The following is a 17,470-nucleotide window of genomic DNA, read 5'->3' on the forward strand; positions in this document are numbered from 1 at the left end:
ACTTTGCGGGTGTTAACTTGCCATCGATGTGGGTGGGTGTCAACATCGATTCGATGACGAATTCGGGATCGGCGAAACGGGAGACCCCTTACCACCACGGCGACCTGCGCAATGCCCTCGTGCGCGCGGCCGCCGAATTGGCCGAGCACGGCGGGCCGGAGGCGGTGACGGTCCGTGCGGCGGCCCGCAAGGTCGGTGTCACCCCCACCGCCGCCTACCGGCATTTCACCAACCACGAGCAGTTGCTCGGCGCGGCACAGGAGCAGGCGCAGGCAAGCCTGCTCGGCTCGATGTCCGAAGCGGTGAATTCCCTTGCGCCCGAATCTGATCCAATTGATCGACTGAATGCGGCCGGGCGTGGTTACATCGCGTTCGCGACCCGCGAACCCGGCCTGTTCCGCACCGCGTTCTGCGAATCCCCCTTCGCCGCCGAACCATCCGACGACGACGCGTTCGGGCTGCTCGCCAAGCTGCTCGACGACCTGGTCCAGCGCGGGTACATGGATCCGGCGCACCGGCCGCACGCCGAGATCATGGCCTGGTCGGCGGTACACGGGCTGGCCTCCCTGCTCATCGACGGCGCCCTGTCCTGGCTCGACGACGACGCCCGCGAGCAAGCGATCGCGGCCACCCTCGACGGAGTGCAACGCGGGCTTGCGACCGCACCGAACGCTGCGGGAACACCCACCGGGACTACGGAGTAGCGACACCGCCCGGTTCAGCGGGACGACTTCCCGGTTCGACGGGCACACCTACGCACAGGCGCATCGCCTTCGCCGATCGGCATCCGCTGCGGCGATCGGCGGACTCAGCCGATGCGCAGTATTCCGGTGACGGTGCCCTGGAAAACTTTGCGGCCGTTGGTGATCAGCGGGGCGGTTTGCAGTGGGTCATCGGCGACGGTGCCGGGTAACGGGGTGGTCGATGCGATCGCGCCGGTATCGGGGTCGATGGCGGTGAACGCATAGCCGTCCAGCGGCGTGGTCGCGTCGGGACCGATTCTGGTGACCGTGTAGACGAGGTTGTCCGCGGTCGAAAGGCGGGGCACCGCCGCGCTGCGAATCGTGTTGTCCCATATGGTGTGGCAGCCGTTGTCGCCCACATCGACCCGCGTCATCCCGCCGGCGAAGGGTGCGCTCGGCGGCACGGCGGGACCGGCGTCGTCCGGGACGGCCGGATACGGGTAGCCGTATGTGCTGGCGACGAAGACCGAATTACCGCTGCCGATCGGCGAATTCTCGCTGCCCGGACCGCCTTTGGTCAGCACCGGTACCTGACATACCAATTGCCCGGTCCCCGAACGGTATACGAGCAGATGCACCTGGCCGTCGGCATTGTCGACGATGGTCAGATATTCCGCGCCGGCACCGAAATAGGTTGGCGTCGAACCGGTTCCCCAGCTGAGCTGGCCCGGTTTGCGCGCCGATCCGCGGTCGTATACCGCGCGCCAGCGCACCCGCGGCGCACCGGATGCGTCGAGGCCGAACTCGTACAGCGCGTGCGTGGTCGCGACGCTCACCGCACCGCTCGGCGCGGCCGAAATACTGTTCGCCACCCGCTCGCCCGCGGGCAGCGCCACCGTGCGCACCGCACCGTCCGGTGTCACCGACCCGACCACACCGTTACCGGTGGCGAACCAGATATTGCCCGACCAGTCCGGCACCAGCCCGACCACGGTGTCACCGGTGGGGATGGCACCGGACAGATCGGTGGTTTCGTCGATCGATAGCCGCCAGCCGCCCGCCTCGCGGTGATGGGCGACGCGCAGCAGTTGCCGATTCCCGTCCACGACGACGAGCCGGTCGAGGTTGTCCAGGTACGCGTATACCCCGCCGAGCAGGCTGCCCTTCGCCAGCGGCAGCGCGGCGAGCGAGGTGGCGAACGGTCCCGCCGCGTCCGGATCGATCAGCTCGACCGTCGGTGCGCGCCCGGCGATCTCGGTGCACAGCGCGACCACCGGTCCGTCGGCACCCTGCAGCAGCGTCGGGCAGGCCGCGGCCAATGGGAACATCGTCACCGGCCGCGCACCGGCGCCGGGGCCGGGCAGCGGTGTCGCATCGGATGATTCGGCGTCGCCGTGCATGGTCGACGTGCCGAGCGGGCCGAGGTACGGGTTCGCGGCGAACGGGCCGAACTCACCGGCCGCATTCGCGGCGCCCGCCGGGGCCAGCGCCAGGGTGCACGCGGCAAGCAGCGCCAACGGACCTCGCATTTCGACCACCTTCATCTCCGGTTGCTCGCTCACGGTATTCGATCAACCGTCCAGTCAGGCCGCGGCGGTGCGCCGAACCGTCGACGGGTCCGCGGTGCGGAAGTACAGTCGATCGTCGGAACACTTCCGGCACGCCGGAATTCGATCTCGAACGGTCGCAGGCGCCCATCGGGAATGGTCCGAAAAGAGGAGATTCATGGGTATCCGCACCCGCGCGCTGTCCGCGGTGGCCGACCAGCTGGGCAACCCACACGGTGTGCTCGGTAAGGGCGTCGCGGTGATCCTCAACCGCGGCAACGGACGCTCGATCGCCGCCGCGGTGGACGCCGCCGAAGTCGCGAAGGGCGCGACCGCGGCGGATATCGGATTCGGCGGCGGTGCCGGACTTCCGCTGCTGCTCAACCGGGTCGGCCCCGATGGTTCGGTACACGGCATCGAACTCTCCCCGGATATGTTGGCCCACGCCCGCAGGCGCTACGCCGCCGAAATCGCCGCGGACCGGCTGCGGATCACCGCCGGCTCGCTCACCGAACTGCCGCTCGCCGACGCCTCACTGGATGCCGCGATCACGGTCAATACCATCTACTTCATCGACGACCTGGATAGCGTCTGCGCCGAGCTGGTCCGCGTGATCCGGCCCGGCGGGCGGCTGGTGGTCGGCATCGGCGATCCGGAGGTGATGGCGCGAATGCCGTTCGCCCCGTATGGCAATATCACCCTGCGTCCGGTACCGGAGGTGATCGCCGCATTGGAGAAGACGGGCTGCACCGTCGAACACCGTCGGCTGCCGGTACCGCCCATCCCACACAATCTGCTTATCGCGCTGCCGAAGTAACCCGGCAACGGATTACGCTCTCGCGCGGAGCTTTCCGAGTGCCTGCCCTGGACCGGCGCTGGGGAATGATCGGTACGTCGGCTGGGTGATTGCTCCACTACGACGACTGGATCGCCTGAGCTACCGCCGTGCTGCGCTGGCAAGCGGCGCACCGGTCTCGCACCAAGGTTGTCGCTGTTCCCGCGTAGGTCCTTTGGCTCGCGCATAGCATTCGGCTTCCCGCGCGTGCAATAGCCTGTGCGAAAAGCCGATCGCCACGCCGGAACCGAATTACCTACGGAACCGCAGCTGAACGCTGCGGCGAGGACGGTGGCAATCGACAGCGCTGGCCTGACCTGGCTGTCGATCAGCTGGCCGCCGGGATACCCGGTCGCCACCTGCGACGGCCGCTAGCCTCGGAATCCTTGGCGCGCAACAGTTCCAAGCGCGGGCGTGGGCCGTCGGTGCGGCCGGTGGGCGGTTTGCGGTTGCCCGCGGCGAATTGGTCGGGCCAGTGCGCGCCGGGTCCGGCGTAGCCCTGTTCGACGGCGGCGTGCAGTGTCCATTGCGGGTCGTAGAGGTGGGCGCGGCCGACCGCGACGAGATCGGCGCGCCCGGCCAGCAGGATCGAGTTCGCGTCGTCGTAGGAGGAGATCGCGCCGACCGCGATCACCCCGACATGTGCGTATTTCGCCGTGAGCGCCTGGCGAATCCGGTCCGCGAACGGGGTCTGGTAGCTGCGGCCGAACGCGGGTTTCTCATGCTTGACCACCTGCCCCGAGGACACGTTGATCAGGTCGGCGCCGTGCGCGGCGAATGCCTGTGCGATGTGCACCGCATCGTCGACGGTATTGCCGCCCTCGGCCCAGTCGGTGGCCGAAATGCGAACGGACAGCGGGCGATCGGCGGGCCACACGGCGCGGATCGCGTCGAATACCCGCAGCGGGAAGCGCATTCGGTTGGCCAGTGTGCCGCCGTAGGCGTCGGTGCGGGCATTCGACAGCGGTGAGAGGAACGAGGAGAGCAGATACCCGTGGCCCGCATGCAATTCGAGCAGGTCGAATCCGGCTCGCGCCGCCGCCTCCGCCGCGGCGACGAATTGCGCCGCGATCAGGTCGAGTTCGTCCTCGGTGAGCTCGCGCGGTACGTGGCAGCCGGGTCCGTACGGCAGCGCCGACGGGGCCACCACCTCCCAGTTGCCGGACTCCAGCGGCACATCGATACCTTCCCACATCCGCTTCGTGGAGCCCTTGCGGCCCGAATGCCCCAGCTGCACACCGATTTTCGCCTCGCTGCCGGAGTGCACGAAATCGACGATCCGCCGCCAGGCCGCCTCCTGCTCCTCGGTGTACAGCCCCGCGCAGCCCGGCGTGATCCGCCCTTCCGGTGAGACGCACACCATCTCGGTCATCACCAGACCGGCGCCGCCGAGTGCCTTGCTGCCCAGATGCACCAGGTGGAAATCCCCGGGCACACCGTCGACCGCCGAATACATATCCATCGGCGAAACCACGATGCGGTTGACGAATTCCACGCCCTTCACCCGATACGGATAGAACATCGGCGGCCGCACGCTCGATGCCGGCGGCGTTTGGTCCGCGGCATACCAGTTGTCGATCGCATCGACGAAACCCGGATCGCGCAGCCGCAGATTGTCGTAGGTGACCCGGCGGCTGCGGGTGAGCAGGTTGAAGGCGAACTGCGGCGGTGCCTGCCCGGCGTAATCCGAAATCGATTCGAACCATTCCAGGCTGGCCTGCGCGGCCCGCTGCATGGAAAGCACCACCGGCCTGCGCTCGGCCTCGTACGCAGCCAAACTCGCGTCCAGCGTTGGGTTTTCGTGCAGCGCGGCGGCCAGCGCCAGCGCGTCCTCCATGGCCAGCTTGGTACCGGAGCCGATGGAGAAGTGCGCGGTATGCGCGGCATCGCCGATCAGCACGATATTGCCGTGCCGCCAGCTCTCGTTGCGCACCGTGACGAAGTTGATCCACCGAGAGTTGTTGGCCAGCAGGCGATGTCCGTCGAGGATATCGACGAACAGCTCGCCGAGCACCGCGATGGATTTCTCGTCGTTATCGCCGGGCGCGAATTCGCGGGCGGCATAGTCGTCGAAACCGGCCGCGCGCCAGACATCTTCGTGCATCTCGACGATGAAGGTGCTGCCATCGGCGCCGTACGGGTAGCCGTGGATCTGCATGACGCCGTGCGGGGTTTCCCGGATGAAGAATTCGAAGGCCTCGAAGACCTTGTCGGTGCCGAGCCACATGAACTTGTTGTCGCGCCGGTCCAGGGTCGGCCGGAATGCCTCGGCGTAGCGGGCGCGGATCGCCGAGTTGATCCCGTCGGCGGCCACCACCAGGTCGCATTCGGCGCGCAGGACCTCGATATCCGGCGCCTCGGTGCGGAAATGGATGGTGACGCCCAGTTCCCGGCAGCGCTGCTGCAGGATGGCGAGCAGGTCCTTGCGGCTCATCGCGGCGAAACCCTGTCCGCCCGAGGTGTGCACGGTGTTCAGGTAGTGGATGTCGATATCGTCCCAGCGGGCGAACCGGCTCGCCATCCGCGTATAGATCCGCGCGTCGGCGTGTTCGATGCCGCCGAGCGTCTCATCGCTGAAGACCACTCCGAAACCGAAGGTGTCGTCGGGGGCGTTGCGCTCCCAGACGGTGATCTCGTGTCCGGCGTCGAGCTGCTTCGCCAGCGCCGCGAAGTACAGGCCACCGGGGCCGCCGCCGACTACCGCGATTCGCATCGGTACCTCCGCCGTTTCATATATGACGCATTCCTGACGACAGTAACTATATCGCTATACATCCGGAGTGGCCAACAGCCGCTCCCCGGGCACTCGGCCCGCCGAACACAGCACGCGCACAACGTTTTCCGGCCACGCCGCCGCACCGTCCGTCCCGTTCGCGGTGTGCACCGCGACGAGAATTCCGCGCGCCGCGGTCACCGCGCCCCGCGTGACGACGAATTCGTAACGCACCGAACTGCGCCCGACCTCCGCGACGGTCAACCCGACCGTCGCGAGATCGCCGAACCACAGGCGCTCCAGATAGTCGACCTCGTAGCGCACCCGCGGTATCGCGCCGAAAAGCCCGGCCAGACCCAGCCTTTCGAGCAGCACCGCCTCGGCCGCCTCGACCCAGCGGATGACCGTCGAATGGTGGTAGTGGCCCGCCGCATCGGTATCCGGCCACTCCACCCGTCGCTCGATGGTCACCCGCGCGAAACCGGCGGGCGGCGAATCCGGTTGGGACCGGCCAGAATCCGCGCGAGTCATGCCGGACGCAGCCGGAAGCGCTGAATCTTGCCCGTCGGCGTCCGCGGCAACTCGTCGACGAATGCGACGCTGCGCGGATACTTGTACGGCGCGGCGGTGTTCTTCACGAACTCTTGAATGTCAAGAATCTTGGCATCGGAGGCGATCACCCCGGGCCGCAGCACGACGGCCGCGTGCACGATCATCCCGCGCTCCTCGTCCGGCAGCCCGATCACGGCGCTCTCCAGCACATCCGGATGCCGGTCGAGCACCGATTCCACCTCGGCGGCGGCGATGTTGTACCCCGACGAGACGATCATGTCGTCGCTGCGCGCGTGATACCAGAAGTAGCCGTCGGCATCGCGGGTGAAGACGTCGCCGGTCAGATTCCAGCCGTCGCGCACATAGCTGAGCTGACGCGCGTCGGCCAGATAGCGGCAGCCGGTCGGCCCCTGTACCGCGAGCATGCCGGGGGTGCCATCGGGCACCGGATGTCCCTGCTCATCGTGGATTTCGGCGCGGTAGCCGGGGACGACGCGGCCGGTGGAGCCGGGCCGGATGTCGTCGTCGGCGGCGGAGATGAAGACGTGCAGCATCTCGGTGCCGCCGATGCCGTTGATGATGCGCACCCCGGTCGCCGCACGGAACTGCTCCCACACCGTCTCCGGCAGATGTTCACCCGCCGACACACAGCGCCGCAGCGAGGCAAGCTTGCCGGTCTGCCCGTCCCGCAGCCAGGCCCGGTACGCCGTGGGCGCGGTGAAAAGCACCGTGACGCCGAACTTTTCGATGGCGTCGGCGAGTTCGGCCGGGGTGGCCCGCTCCAGCAGCAGCGTCGCGGCGCCGACCCGGAACGGGAACACCACGAGCCCGCCCAGTCCGAAGGTGAAGGCCAGCGGCGGCGTCCCAGCGAACAGGTCCGTGGGAACGGGTTTGAGCACGTGCCGGGAGAAGGTGTCCGCGTTGGCCAGCACGTCACGGTGAAAGTGCATGGTGGCCTTGGGAATTCCGGTGGTTCCCGAGGTCGGCGCGAGCAGTACGACATCATCGGCCGCGGTGTCGACATTGGCGAACCGATCGGATTTACCCGCCGCGGCGGCGATCAGATCTGTTGCTGCGTCCGAACCGTACGCGACTACCGGGACCCCACCCGCCAGCGCCAACTCCTCGACGAAGCGGTGATCGCACAGCGCGAGCGCCGGTTTGGTGAGCTCGATCAGTTTGCCCAGTTCCGCGCTGCGCAGCAGCGGCATGGTGGTGACGACGACGCCACCGGCCTTGATGACGGCGAACCAGCAGGCCACCAGCCACGGCGCATTCGGCCCGCGCAGCAGCACCCGCTGGCCGGGCACCAGGCCGTGGTCCTCGACCAGAACCCGGGCGATCCGGTTCGCGTGCGCGAGCAGTTCGCCGTAGGACCACTCACTGGTCGGGGTGAGCAGGCAGCGCCGGTCCGCACCCCAGACGGCGACCACGTCGTCGAGCAGGGCCGTCGCGCAGTTCAGCCGTTCCGGATACTTCAGCTCGGGCAGTTCGAAACGAAACCGCGGCCACTGCGATTCGGGCGGCAGGTTGTCACGGCAGAAGGTGTCGATGTGTGCGGTGGGGAAGAGCATCGATACGAGCCTTTCCGAGAATCTCGATGCCCAAGTATGCATTCTTTGTGACGACAAGTGAATAGGCGATATGAACAATGTTCCGAATCGCCCGGCCAGCTCGGGATCCGAGGTCACGACCACCTATGGTGTTCGCATGACGGTCACCATCGACGGCGCGGAGCCGCAGCCGCGGGAGCTGATAGTCACGCTGTTCGGGCTGTACGCCAGGGCGGAGAACAACTGGCTCCCGGTGGCCGGCCTGGTCCGGCTGATGGCCGATCTCGGTATCGACGGACCGGCGGTCCGTTCGTCGGTATCCCGGCTCAAGCGCCGCGACGTGCTGCGCAGCGAGCGGCACGAGGGCGCGGTCGGCTACGCGCTTTCGCAGTCGGCGCTCGATGTGATCACCGAGGGCGACACCCGGATCTTCCACCGCAGGCGCGGTACCGCCGAGGACGGCTGGATCATCCTGGTCTTCTCGGTTCCGGAATCGGAGCGCGACAAGCGGCATACGCTGCGAACCGCGTTGACCCGCTTGGGTTTCGGGACCGTCGCGCCCGGAGTGTGGATCGCGCCGGGCCAATTGGCCCGCGAGGCGCGGGAAATGCTGGAGCGGCGCGGGCTTTCGGCCTATGTGGAGATGTTCGACGGCCACCACCTCGCCTTCGGCGATCTGCGCGCGAAGGTGCGCCGGTGGTGGGATCTGGAGGAATTGACGCTGCAGTACGCGGATTTCGTGCAGCGCCACCGGCCCGCGCTCGCGGAGTTCGGCGGCCGGACCGTGCCGCCGGACAAGGCGTTCGCCATTTATGTGCCGATGCTGACGGAATGGCGGCGGCTGCCCTATCTCGATCCGGGCCTTCCGCTTTCGCTGCTACCGCCGGGCTGGCACGGTGTGACGGCCGAGCAACTGTTCAACGATCTCAACGAGGCGCTGTCCGGCCCCGCCCGCGAGCATGCGGTCGAGGTCATTCATCGGCGACGATAGCGACGCCCTGAATCTCGATGAGCGCCTCCGGCTGCCAGAGCGCGCTCACCCCGATACCCGCCATCGCCGGGTAGTCGGTGCCGGCGAGCTCGCGCCAGATCGCGCCGATCTCGCGGCCGTGCGCCTGGTAGTCGCGGATATCGAGCAGGTAGATGGTGACGCTCGCCAGGTCCGACGGCCGCCCGCCCGCCGCCGCCAGCGCGGTGAGCACATTGCTCAGCGCCTGCCGGAATTGCGGGACGATTCCGCCGTCGACGATCGCCCCGTCCGGCGTCAGCGCCGTCTGCCCGGCCAGGTGGATGACATTGCCCGCACGCGTCGCGTGCGCGAACCCGGACGGCTTGGCCAGGGACGGTGGATTAATGCGGCTGATGGTCACCTGCGGTCCTCGCTGTCGGTCGAATCCGTGTAAATATGGTGCTACAGTCATGATCGTCAGCGCAACACGATATCGCTGATTCGAAGTATCGAGACCACAAGGAGCCGCCTCGTGCGCCTTTGTACCCTTCGGCTCGATGACGGCGGCACCTGCGCCGCGATACTGGATGCCGACCGACTGATCCACCTCCCCGCCGCCGATGTCGGCGCCCTATTGCGGACCGACGGCTGGCGCGAGCGGGTGCTGGACACCGTCCGCGCCGCGGGCCGCACCACCGATCCGGCGACGGCCGACTACGCGCCGGTGGTGGTCGACCCACGCAAAATCATCTGCTGCGGCCAGAACTTCCGGGCGCATATCGCCGAAATGGGCCGCGCGGAACCGGAATACCCCACCCTGTTCACGAAATTCGCCGACACCCTCACCGGCCCGAACGACGACATCACGGTCACCGCCTATGCCGAAGATCTGGATTGGGAGGCCGAACTCGCGGTTGTGGTCGGCGCGCCGATCTTTCACGCGGATCGGCAGCAGGCCGCGGCGGCGATCGCCGGATACACGGTGGCCAACGACTTCTCGGTGCGCTCATGGCAGCGCCGAACCCTGCAGTGGTTGCAGGGCAAGGCCTTCGACTCGACGACACCGCTCGGCCCACTGCTGGTCACCGCCGACGAATTCGATCCCGGGGCCGCACATCTGATCAGCTGCCATGTGAACGGCGTTCGGCGACAACACGGTTCGACCGACGACCTGCTGTTCGATTCGGCGGCCCTGCTGTCCTATATCACCGCCTTCACCGCGCTGCGTCCCGGCGACGTGGTGCTGACCGGAACCCCCGGCGGTGTCGGCGCGGGCGCGCAACCGCCGGTCTTCCTGGCCGACGGCGATGTCGTGGAAACCGCCATCGAGGGAATCGGACAGCAGCGCAACCGAATTCGCATCAAAAACTGAGGAAGGAACATCCGATGACGAACCCGTCCACCTCGGCCGCCGTCGTACCGGTCGTCACCCGCCACGGGCAGGAATATCAGGACACGGCCCAATCCGGCGGCGCCGTCCGCATTTCCGGGGTGAGCATCCAGCACACCCCCGCCACCAAGATCTGGTTCGGCAAGGTGTCCAATGAGCCCGGCTACCGCTCGCTGCCGCACCATCACGGCGAGGCCGAGACCGGCGGCTATGTGCTGTCCGGCGTCGCGCGCATCTACTTCGGCGAGAACTACCAGGAGTTCCTCGATATGAGCGAGGGCGATTTCGTCTTCGTGCCGCCGTATATGCCGCATATCGAGGTGAATATGAGCACCGAGCACGAGCTCGTGTGGCTCACCACCCGCACACCCGACAATATCGTCGTCAACCTGCCCGATGTGGACGACGCCATCCTCCAGGGGTACCGCCGCGCATGACCAACAGTAAGGCCATGATCGACGCGCTCACCCTGAGCGTCACCGGCACCGACGTCTTCGGCGCGACCCACCAGGTCATCCCGTCCGGCCGGGCCTACGGCGGCGAGGTGGTGGCGCAGGCCGTCACCGCCGCGCTGAATACGGTGGATCCGGACCGCACGATCCACTCCTTCCACGGCTACTTCCTGCGGGCGGGCGACGTCAACGAGCCGAGCGAGTGGACGGTCGAGCGGGTGCGCGACGGCCGCGGCTTCTCGGTGCGCGCGGTGACCGGACGGCAGCTGGGCCGGGAGATATTCCGCGGCACTGCCTCATTCCATGTGCCGGAGCACGGCGTCACCCACCAGGACGAGCTCCCCGCCGGGCTGCCGGATCCGGAGACTCTTCCCACCGCAGGGGATGCATTGCGTGGATCCACCGCGCGGGATGCCGAATACTGGTCCGCGGAACGGAATTTCGACATCCGGCACACACCGCCCGCGGTGTACGTCGACGCGGGCGGCGAGCGGGTGCGCCGACAAACCGTATGGCTCAAGGCATATGACCGACTACCCGATGATCCGAACCTGCACCGCGCCGCGCTGGCCTACCTGTGCGACTACACGCTGCTCGAGCCCGTGCTGCGGTATCACGGCGCGGCATGGGCCGACGACGGCGTCGTCACCGCGAGCCTCGACCACGCCATGTGGTGGTACGCCGACGGACGGGTCGACGAATGGATCGCACTGGTACAGGAAAGTCCGGTCGCCGGTGGAGGTTTGGCGTTGACCCGCGCATCTATCTTCTCCCGAGAAGGCGTCTTGCTGGCCAGCGTCGCCCAGGAGGGATTGGTGCGGCTGCCCGCCGCATGAAAAATATGGACCGTGCCGCCCGACGGGCGGCGCGGTCCGCTACCGTCCCCACCAGCCGCAGCTCGAATCTCCTGTGGCACAACCGAATGCTACGGAGGTACCCCGGGATGCCATACCGCATCGAGACCATTGATCCGTCCTCGACCGCGCTGCTGGTCATCGACATGCAGAACGATTTCCTGACGCCGGGCGCCGCATTGGAGACACCGCTCGGCCGCGCGATGATCCCGCGCCTGAACAACGTCATCGCGCTCTGCCGGGACCGAGGCATCCCGGTGATCTTCACCGCGCATGTGCACCGCGCCGACGGCACCGATATGGGCATCTTCGCCAAGCTCTATCCGATGATCGCCGACCGGTCCGCGCTCATCGACGGCACACCCGGCGTCGAGATCGCGTCGAGTATCGCGCGCGAACCCGGCGATCAGCTGATCAAGAAGCACCGCTACAGCGCCTTCTACGGCACCGATCTGGATCTGATCCTGCGCGGGCGCGGTATCCGCACCGTGGTGTTCACCGGCGTCACCATCGAGGACTGCGTCCATGCGACGGCGCGCGATGCCATGTTCCGCAATTACGACACCGTCGTGCTCGCCGATGTGACCGCCACCTACGATCACGCGGACCTCGGCTACGGCGCGATGAAGGCCGAGGAGGTGCACCGGGCCTCGCTGGTCGTGATGGCGCAGTCCACCTCATCAGTGCTGACCGCGGCGGAATTCGAAAAGGCGCTGCCGCAATGAATTCCGGTGCTCACATCAGCATGCCGCCATCGATGCGGATCTCCGTTCCGGTCAGGTAGCGGCCGTCCTCGGAGGCCACCATCGCCACGACTCCCGCGATATCTTCCGGATTTCCGAGCATGCCGCCGTTGAGCCAGCCGGTCATCCGGGAGAACAGCTTCGGGTCGAAATCCGTCGGCTGGTCGAGGATCGATTTCGTGGTGATACCGCTGATGATGCCCCCGGGCACGATATTCACCGCGCGCAAACCCTGTTTGGCGTATTCGAGGGCGATCGCGTGGGTGAAGGCGTTGACGCCGCCCTTCGACGCCGCGTAGGCGGCCAGGTACGGCGCGGCGCTGAAGGCCGCGGTGGACGACAGGTTCACCACCACGCCGTGTCCGGTGTCCAGCAGTGACGGCAGCGCGGCCTGGGTCATCAGGAAGGTTCCGGTGAGGTTCACCGCGAGCACCTGATTCCAGGCGTCCAGCGGCATCTCGTGGGTGCGCGCCGGGCGCAGGATGCCCGCCGCGTTCACCAAAACGTCCATGCCGCCGAGGAATTCGAGCGCCGCATCGACGGCGGCCCGAACCGACGCCGGATCGGCGATATTCACCGGCACCGTCCGCAGCCGCTCGGCGGCCTCGCCCGCCTTCTCTGCGGTCGCCGCCAGGCCCGCCTCGTCGATATCCGCAGCGACCAGCTGCGCCCCCTCGTCCAGCAGGCGCAGGGCGATGCCCTGGCCGATGCCGGATCCGGCTCCCGTGACGACGACTCGGCGGCCCTCATATCTGCGCATGCCAAAAATTAGAACAGGTTTCGATGGCTGGTCAACCCACTTCAGCCAGGTTCTAGCCATCAAACTGACACATGTTCTACCGTGGATGAATGCCGGAAGCCGCGACGCGTGACGCATTCCGCCCCGCCATGCTCGGGCCGGTGCGGCTGCGCAACCGCATCATCAAGGCCGCGACCTTCGAGGGCCGCACGCCGGACGCGCTGGTCACCGACGAGCTCATCGAATTCCACCGCGCCGTCGCGGCGGGCGGCGCCGCCCTCAGCACCGTCGCCTACTGCGCGGTCGCACCCGAGGGCCGAACCGATCGTCATCAGCTCTGGATGCGTCCCGAGGCCCTGCCCGGTCTGCGCCGCCTGACCGATGCCGTCCACGCCGAGGGCGCCGCCATCTCGGCGCAATTGGGACATGCGGGCCCGGTGGCCAACGCCGCATCCAACCGGCTGCCCGCCCTCGCGCCCACCCGGCAGCTCAGCCCACTCAGCCTGCGCATCACCCGATCGGCCACCCGCGCCGATATCCGCCGGGTGATCGCCGCGCACGCCACCGCCGCCCGGCTCGCCGTCCAGGCCGGATTCGACGCGGTCGAACTGCACTTCGGCCACAACTACTTCGTCAGCGCCTTCCTCAGCCCCGCCCTCAACAAGCGCGCCGACGAGTACGGCGGTGCACTGCCCAACCGCGCCCGCCTGGCCAGGCAGGTCGCCGACGCCGTGCGCACCGAGGTCGGCGACGAACTCGCGATACTCGCCAAATTCAATATGGACGACGGCGCGCGCGGCGGCCTCACCGTCGACGAAAGCCGGACCGTCGCAGGCTGGTTGGCCGAAGACGGCAACCTGGACGCCCTCGAGCTCACCGCGGGCAGCTCCCTGCGCAACCCCATGTACCTCTTCCGCGGCGAGGTCCCGCTACGGGAATTCGCCGACCGATTCGGCCAGCCCCAACGCCTCGGCATCCAACTGATCGGCCACCGCTTCTTCCGCGCCTACCCCTTCCACGAGACCTATCTCCTGGACCAGGCTCGCCGCTTCCGCGGCGACCTCACCATCCCGCTGATCCTGTTGGGCGGCATAGCATCCCGCGCCGCCATCGAAACCGCCATGGCCGAAGGCTTCGACTTCGTGGCCATGGGCCGAGCCCTGCTCTACGACCCCAACCTGGTCAATCGCCTACGGGCGCAAGAACTTTCAATCTCTCCGTGTACGCACTGCAACCGCTGCATGCCGACCATCTACACCGGCACCCACTGCGTGCTGACCTGACGGGTCAACCCGGCAGACGACACAGCACCGCACCCAGCACTCGCTGGCACAGACCGCGGAGACGATCTACAGCGGAATGTCGCCGGAGCAGCAACGTCTCCTGCGCGCCACATTGCTGAGACTGGTCGCGCTGGGCGACGGGACCGAGGACACCAAACGCAGAATGGCCAGGAGCGCACTACCCGCGGAGGCGGGCCCGCTCATCGAGGCGCTCGCCCGAGCCCGGCTGCTCACCCTCGATGCCGGTTCGGTCGAAATCACCCATGAGGCGCTGCTTCAGGCGTGGCCGCGACTGCGCGGCTGGCTAGATGGCGACCGTGCCGGTTTGCGCACCCACCACCAACTGTTGGAGGCGGCGGGCGCGTGGATCCATGACGATCGCGACCCTGGCATCCTGTATCGAGGCAGCCGTCTCACCGCCGCCACCGAATGGGTCCGCAACCACGGCGACGACATGCTCCTCGGCGAACACGTCCGCGAATTCCTCGCCGTGTCGACGCGACAGGAACAGCACCGTGTCCAGCTCCGCCGCACCGCGATCGTCCTGCTGACGGTCCTGGCCGTGGTCGCATCCGGTGCGGCGGTCGTTGCCTTCCAACAACGTTCGACCGCCCAGGCGCAACGCGACCGCGCCGTATCCGGGCAGGTGCTCGCCGAGGCCAATCAGATAAAGGGACATGACTCCGCCTTGGCCGCGCAGCTCGATTTGGTTGCCCGCCAATTGAATCCCACCGCCGACACGGCCACGGCACTGATCGATACCCAGAACGTCGCATTGTCCACGGCGATAACGGCGCACACCGATGCGGTGTACGCCGTCGCCTTCAGCCCGGACGGTCACACGATGGCCACCGGCGCCGGTGACAACACGATCCGACTGTGGGACGTATCCCACCCCGGGCAGCCCCGCGCACTCGGCCCACCGCTCACCGGGCACACCAGCTGGGTTTATTGGCTCGCATTCAGTCCCGATGGGCATACGCTCGCCAGCGCGAGCCGCGATGAAACGGCCCGGCTGTGGAATGTGACCGACCCAGCGCGCCCCGTGCCGTGGGCGCCGCCGCTGACCGGTCACCACGGCTATGTCTTCTCGGTGGCCTTCAGCGGCGACGGCCGAAAACTGGTCACCGCCAGCTATGACCACACCCTGCAACTCTGGGACGTATCCGACCCGGCGCGGCCGGCGCCGCTCGGCCCCCCGCTGATCGGCCATACCGATTCCGTCGCATCGGCCGCGATCAGCCCCGACGGAAGTACGGTCGCCAGCGCCGGTCACGATCACACGATCCGACTGTGGAACGTCACCGATCCACAACGCCCAACCCTGTGGACCGAACCGCTGACCGACCACAACGCCGTCGTCTACGCGGTCGCGTTCAGCCACGACGGACGCACCCTCGCCAGCGTCGGCGACGACAACACCGTGCGGCTCTGGGACGTGCACGACCCAGCGCACACCGTCGAGGCCACTCCCCCGCTCACCGGACTCTCGGGCACCCTTCTGACGGTGGCGTTCAGTCCCGACGACCACATCCTGGCGACCGGTGGCGCGGAAAACGTCATCCGGCTCTGGAACGTCTCGGATCCGACCCATCCGGCAGCACTCGGTCCGCCCCTCGTCGGGCACACCGGAATGATCACCTCGGTGGCCTTCCTGCCGGACGGGAACACCCTCGCCAGCGCCAGCGAGGACCACACCGTGCGCCTGTGGAATCTGCCGCACCCACTCACCGGCCACACCGACGTGGTCGACGCACTCGCCTACAGCCCCGACGGACGCACACTGGCCAGCGTCAGCAAAGACCACACCGCACGCCTATGGAATGTTCAGAATCCAACCAGCCCGGGCCCGCGAGGCCCCCTCCCGACCGACCACACCGCAACCGTCGCGGGAGTCGCCTTCAGCCCCGACAGCCACCTACTCGCCACCACCGCCCGCGACCACACAGCCCGCCTGTGGGACGTCGAAAACCCGGACAATCCCCAACTCCGGGCGACAATCCCCGGCGGGCAGGACGATTCCGTCGAGGCAGTGGCCTTCAGCCCGACCGCACCGATACTGGCAATCGACAGCGCCCCCAACACAATCCAGCTGTGGAACATCGGCAATCCCGCACACCCCACCCCGCTCGCCACCGTCGCCGGAGCCGCCGACCTCGTCCACTGGATCGGCTTCAGCCCCGACGGCCATCTGCTCGCCAGCGTCGGCAACGACCAGAAAATCCGCCTCTGGAACACCACCGACCCCGCCCACGCCACCGCCCAAGGCCAACCCCTATCCGCAGGCCACACCGCCCACATCCTCAGCGCCGCCTACAGCCCCGACGGCCACACCCTAGCCAGCACAGGCCAAGACCGCACCATCGAATTGTCAACGGACACCCCACAATCCGCCACCCAACGAATCTGCGCCACCACCCAAAACGCCCTAACCCCCGACCTCTGGCACCACTACATCCCAGAACTCCCTTACACCCCACCCTGCTAGGCAGAATTCGCCGGTCAGGAAACCGCCTCGCAAAAACAACCCGTTCCAGAGACAGCAAACCGGCCAGAGCACCGGTCAGCCATACGGCCGCCATACCCTGGCGACCCCTCACCGATCCGCGCCACACAACCACCGCCACCGAAAGAGACCGCCCCACAACCCATCTCGGCGACCAACCCTTCACCGTCGCCTACCGCCACCCCTCGAACGCCCCTTCATCGCCGAACCACCCTCCCGGGCTTCGTCCCCGAAGCAAGAGATTTCGACGCGAAAGTGATTACGACGCGAAAGTGATTACAAGGAAGGGAATCCGACCAGCCAGACCGAAGCCACAAAAGGCACTGAAGCCCACAAAAGAGCCCACTTGTGCTCTAGCCCACTCCCCAACCAATCCACACCCATGAGAAGCCCCAGGCGACGAAGCCCACCGGACAAGACAAAGAGCTTGCCTAGCAAGTGAAGCGAAAAACCAATCACCTTGCTACGCAACACCACAACACAAGGCGACCACCCGAATCGGGGGTCCGGGGGCAAGCCCCCGGCCGGGGGCGTGGGGGCTTGGCCCCCACAAAGAATGACGATGATCGAAAACAGCGAAGGGGGATTCGAGCACCTCACGGACGGCAACCGTGCCACGATCGTGTATTCGAGTAGCTCGAATATGGCGTGCCCGCATGGATCATGTCAAG

General features: G+C 67.2%; 15 protein-coding genes. 9 read left to right on the top strand and 6 right to left on the bottom strand.

Annotation, left to right across the window (positions count from 1 at the left end):
• The first annotated feature begins 53 nt into the window (after positions 1-53).
• A complete protein-coding gene (locus LGY53_RS32040) occupies positions 54-704 on the top strand; it encodes a TetR/AcrR family transcriptional regulator (RefSeq protein WP_225730430.1) in 651 nt (216 codons plus the stop codon).
• A 104-nt stretch (positions 705-808) separates the two neighbouring features.
• Here LGY53_RS32040 and LGY53_RS32045 read toward each other — a convergent pair whose 3' ends face one another.
• Entirely contained in the window at positions 809-2,212 is a 1,404-nt protein-coding gene (locus LGY53_RS32045; protein ID WP_225730431.1) for a hypothetical protein, read from the bottom strand.
• A gap of 196 nt (positions 2,213-2,408) precedes the next feature.
• On the opposite strand from LGY53_RS32045, the gene LGY53_RS32050 reads away from it, so the two are divergent.
• Entirely contained in the window at positions 2,409-3,047 is a 639-nt protein-coding gene (locus LGY53_RS32050; protein ID WP_225730432.1) for a class I SAM-dependent methyltransferase, read from the top strand.
• Between the two features lie 346 nt (positions 3,048-3,393).
• On the opposite strand, the gene LGY53_RS32055 is transcribed toward LGY53_RS32050, so the two are convergent.
• The 3 genes from LGY53_RS32055 to LGY53_RS32065 are packed head-to-tail and all read right to left on the bottom strand — an operon-like array spanning position 3,394 to position 7,904.
• Complete coding sequence (locus tag LGY53_RS32055) at positions 3,394-5,778, bottom strand: bifunctional salicylyl-CoA 5-hydroxylase/oxidoreductase (RefSeq protein WP_225730433.1); 2,385 nt, start codon at positions 5,776-5,778, stop codon at positions 3,394-3,396.
• Positions 5,779-5,832: 54 nt separating this feature from the next.
• Positions 5,833-6,249, bottom strand: a complete 417-nt coding sequence (locus tag LGY53_RS32060) for a thioesterase family protein (RefSeq protein WP_225730434.1) — start codon at positions 6,247-6,249, stop codon at positions 5,833-5,835.
• A gap of 56 nt (positions 6,250-6,305) precedes the next feature.
• Positions 6,306-7,904, bottom strand: coding sequence for an AMP-binding protein (locus LGY53_RS32065; protein ID WP_225730435.1), 1,599 nt, complete (start codon positions 7,902-7,904; stop codon positions 6,306-6,308).
• Positions 7,905-8,040: 136 nt separating this feature from the next.
• Here LGY53_RS32065 and LGY53_RS32070 point away from each other — a divergent pair, with 136 nt between their 5' ends.
• Entirely contained in the window at positions 8,041-8,874 is an 834-nt protein-coding gene (locus LGY53_RS32070) for a PaaX family transcriptional regulator C-terminal domain-containing protein (RefSeq protein ID WP_225730436.1), read from the top strand.
• On the opposite strand, the gene LGY53_RS32075 is transcribed toward LGY53_RS32070, so the two are convergent.
• A complete protein-coding gene (locus LGY53_RS32075; protein WP_225730437.1) occupies positions 8,855-9,253 on the bottom strand; it encodes a RidA family protein in 399 nt (132 codons plus the stop codon). The genes LGY53_RS32070 and LGY53_RS32075 overlap by 20 nt on opposite strands.
• A gap of 111 nt (positions 9,254-9,364) precedes the next feature.
• On the opposite strand from LGY53_RS32075, the gene LGY53_RS32080 reads away from it, so the two are divergent.
• From LGY53_RS32080 to LGY53_RS32095, 4 genes are all read left to right on the top strand, one after another.
• On the top strand, positions 9,365-10,204 hold the full coding sequence (locus tag LGY53_RS32080) for a fumarylacetoacetate hydrolase family protein (protein ID WP_225730438.1): 840 nt from the start codon (positions 9,365-9,367) through the stop codon (positions 10,202-10,204).
• Between the two features lie 14 nt (positions 10,205-10,218).
• Complete coding sequence (locus tag LGY53_RS32085) at positions 10,219-10,659, top strand: cupin domain-containing protein (protein WP_167471302.1); 441 nt, start codon at positions 10,219-10,221, stop codon at positions 10,657-10,659.
• Complete coding sequence (locus tag LGY53_RS32090) at positions 10,656-11,510, top strand: acyl-CoA thioesterase II (protein ID WP_225730439.1); 855 nt, start codon at positions 10,656-10,658, stop codon at positions 11,508-11,510. The genes LGY53_RS32085 and LGY53_RS32090 overlap by 4 nt, the downstream gene beginning before the upstream one ends.
• A gap of 107 nt (positions 11,511-11,617) precedes the next feature.
• Positions 11,618-12,253, top strand: coding sequence for a cysteine hydrolase family protein (locus LGY53_RS32095; RefSeq protein WP_225730440.1), 636 nt, complete (start codon positions 11,618-11,620; stop codon positions 12,251-12,253).
• A 10-nt stretch (positions 12,254-12,263) separates the two neighbouring features.
• Here the strand turns inward: LGY53_RS32095 and LGY53_RS32100 are convergent, their stop codons facing one another.
• Positions 12,264-13,031 carry an SDR family NAD(P)-dependent oxidoreductase gene (locus tag LGY53_RS32100; RefSeq protein WP_225730441.1) on the bottom strand — a complete coding sequence of 256 codons (768 nt, stop codon included), beginning with the start codon at positions 13,029-13,031 and terminating at the stop codon, positions 12,264-12,266.
• Between the two features lie 89 nt (positions 13,032-13,120).
• Here LGY53_RS32100 and LGY53_RS32105 point away from each other — a divergent pair, with 89 nt between their 5' ends.
• Together LGY53_RS32105 and LGY53_RS32110 are read left to right on the top strand one after the other, a co-directional pair.
• Positions 13,121-14,293 carry an NADH:flavin oxidoreductase gene (locus LGY53_RS32105; protein ID WP_225730442.1) on the top strand — a complete coding sequence of 391 codons (1,173 nt, stop codon included), beginning with the start codon at positions 13,121-13,123 and terminating at the stop codon, positions 14,291-14,293.
• A gap of 43 nt (positions 14,294-14,336) precedes the next feature.
• A complete protein-coding gene (locus LGY53_RS32110; protein ID WP_374111261.1) occupies positions 14,337-16,781 on the top strand; it encodes a WD40 repeat domain-containing protein in 2,445 nt (814 codons plus the stop codon).
• Positions 16,782-17,470: the final 689 nt, after the last annotated feature.

The organism is Nocardia sp. JCM 34519.1, assembly GCF_020361265.1.
Taxonomy (GTDB): Bacteria; Actinomycetota; Actinomycetes; order Mycobacteriales; family Mycobacteriaceae; genus Nocardia; species Nocardia arthritidis_A.

Bases quoted from the DNA above. Each gene is read 5' to 3' on its own strand.
- LGY53_RS32065 (WP_225730435.1), bottom strand. From the start codon at position 7,904: ATGCTCTTCCCCACCGCACACATCGACACCTTCTGCCGTGACAACCTG.
- LGY53_RS32040 (WP_225730430.1), top strand. From the start codon at position 54: ATGACGAATTCGGGATCGGCGAAACGGGAGACCCCTTACCACCACGGC.
- LGY53_RS32105 (WP_225730442.1), top strand. From the start codon at position 13,121: ATGCCGGAAGCCGCGACGCGTGACGCATTCCGCCCCGCCATGCTCGGG.
- LGY53_RS32095 (WP_225730440.1), top strand. From the start codon at position 11,618: ATGCCATACCGCATCGAGACCATTGATCCGTCCTCGACCGCGCTGCTG.
- LGY53_RS32055 (WP_225730433.1), bottom strand. From the start codon at position 5,778: ATGCGAATCGCGGTAGTCGGCGGCGGCCCCGGTGGCCTGTACTTCGCG.
- LGY53_RS32100 (WP_225730441.1), bottom strand. From the start codon at position 13,031: ATGCGCAGATATGAGGGCCGCCGAGTCGTCGTCACGGGAGCCGGATCC.
- LGY53_RS32085 (WP_167471302.1), top strand. From the start codon at position 10,219: ATGACGAACCCGTCCACCTCGGCCGCCGTCGTACCGGTCGTCACCCGC.
- LGY53_RS32050 (WP_225730432.1), top strand. From the start codon at position 2,409: ATGGGTATCCGCACCCGCGCGCTGTCCGCGGTGGCCGACCAGCTGGGC.
- LGY53_RS32070 (WP_225730436.1), top strand. From the start codon at position 8,041: ATGACGGTCACCATCGACGGCGCGGAGCCGCAGCCGCGGGAGCTGATA.
- LGY53_RS32045 (WP_225730431.1), bottom strand. From the start codon at position 2,212: ATGCGAGGTCCGTTGGCGCTGCTTGCCGCGTGCACCCTGGCGCTGGCC.
- LGY53_RS32090 (WP_225730439.1), top strand. From the start codon at position 10,656: ATGACCAACAGTAAGGCCATGATCGACGCGCTCACCCTGAGCGTCACC.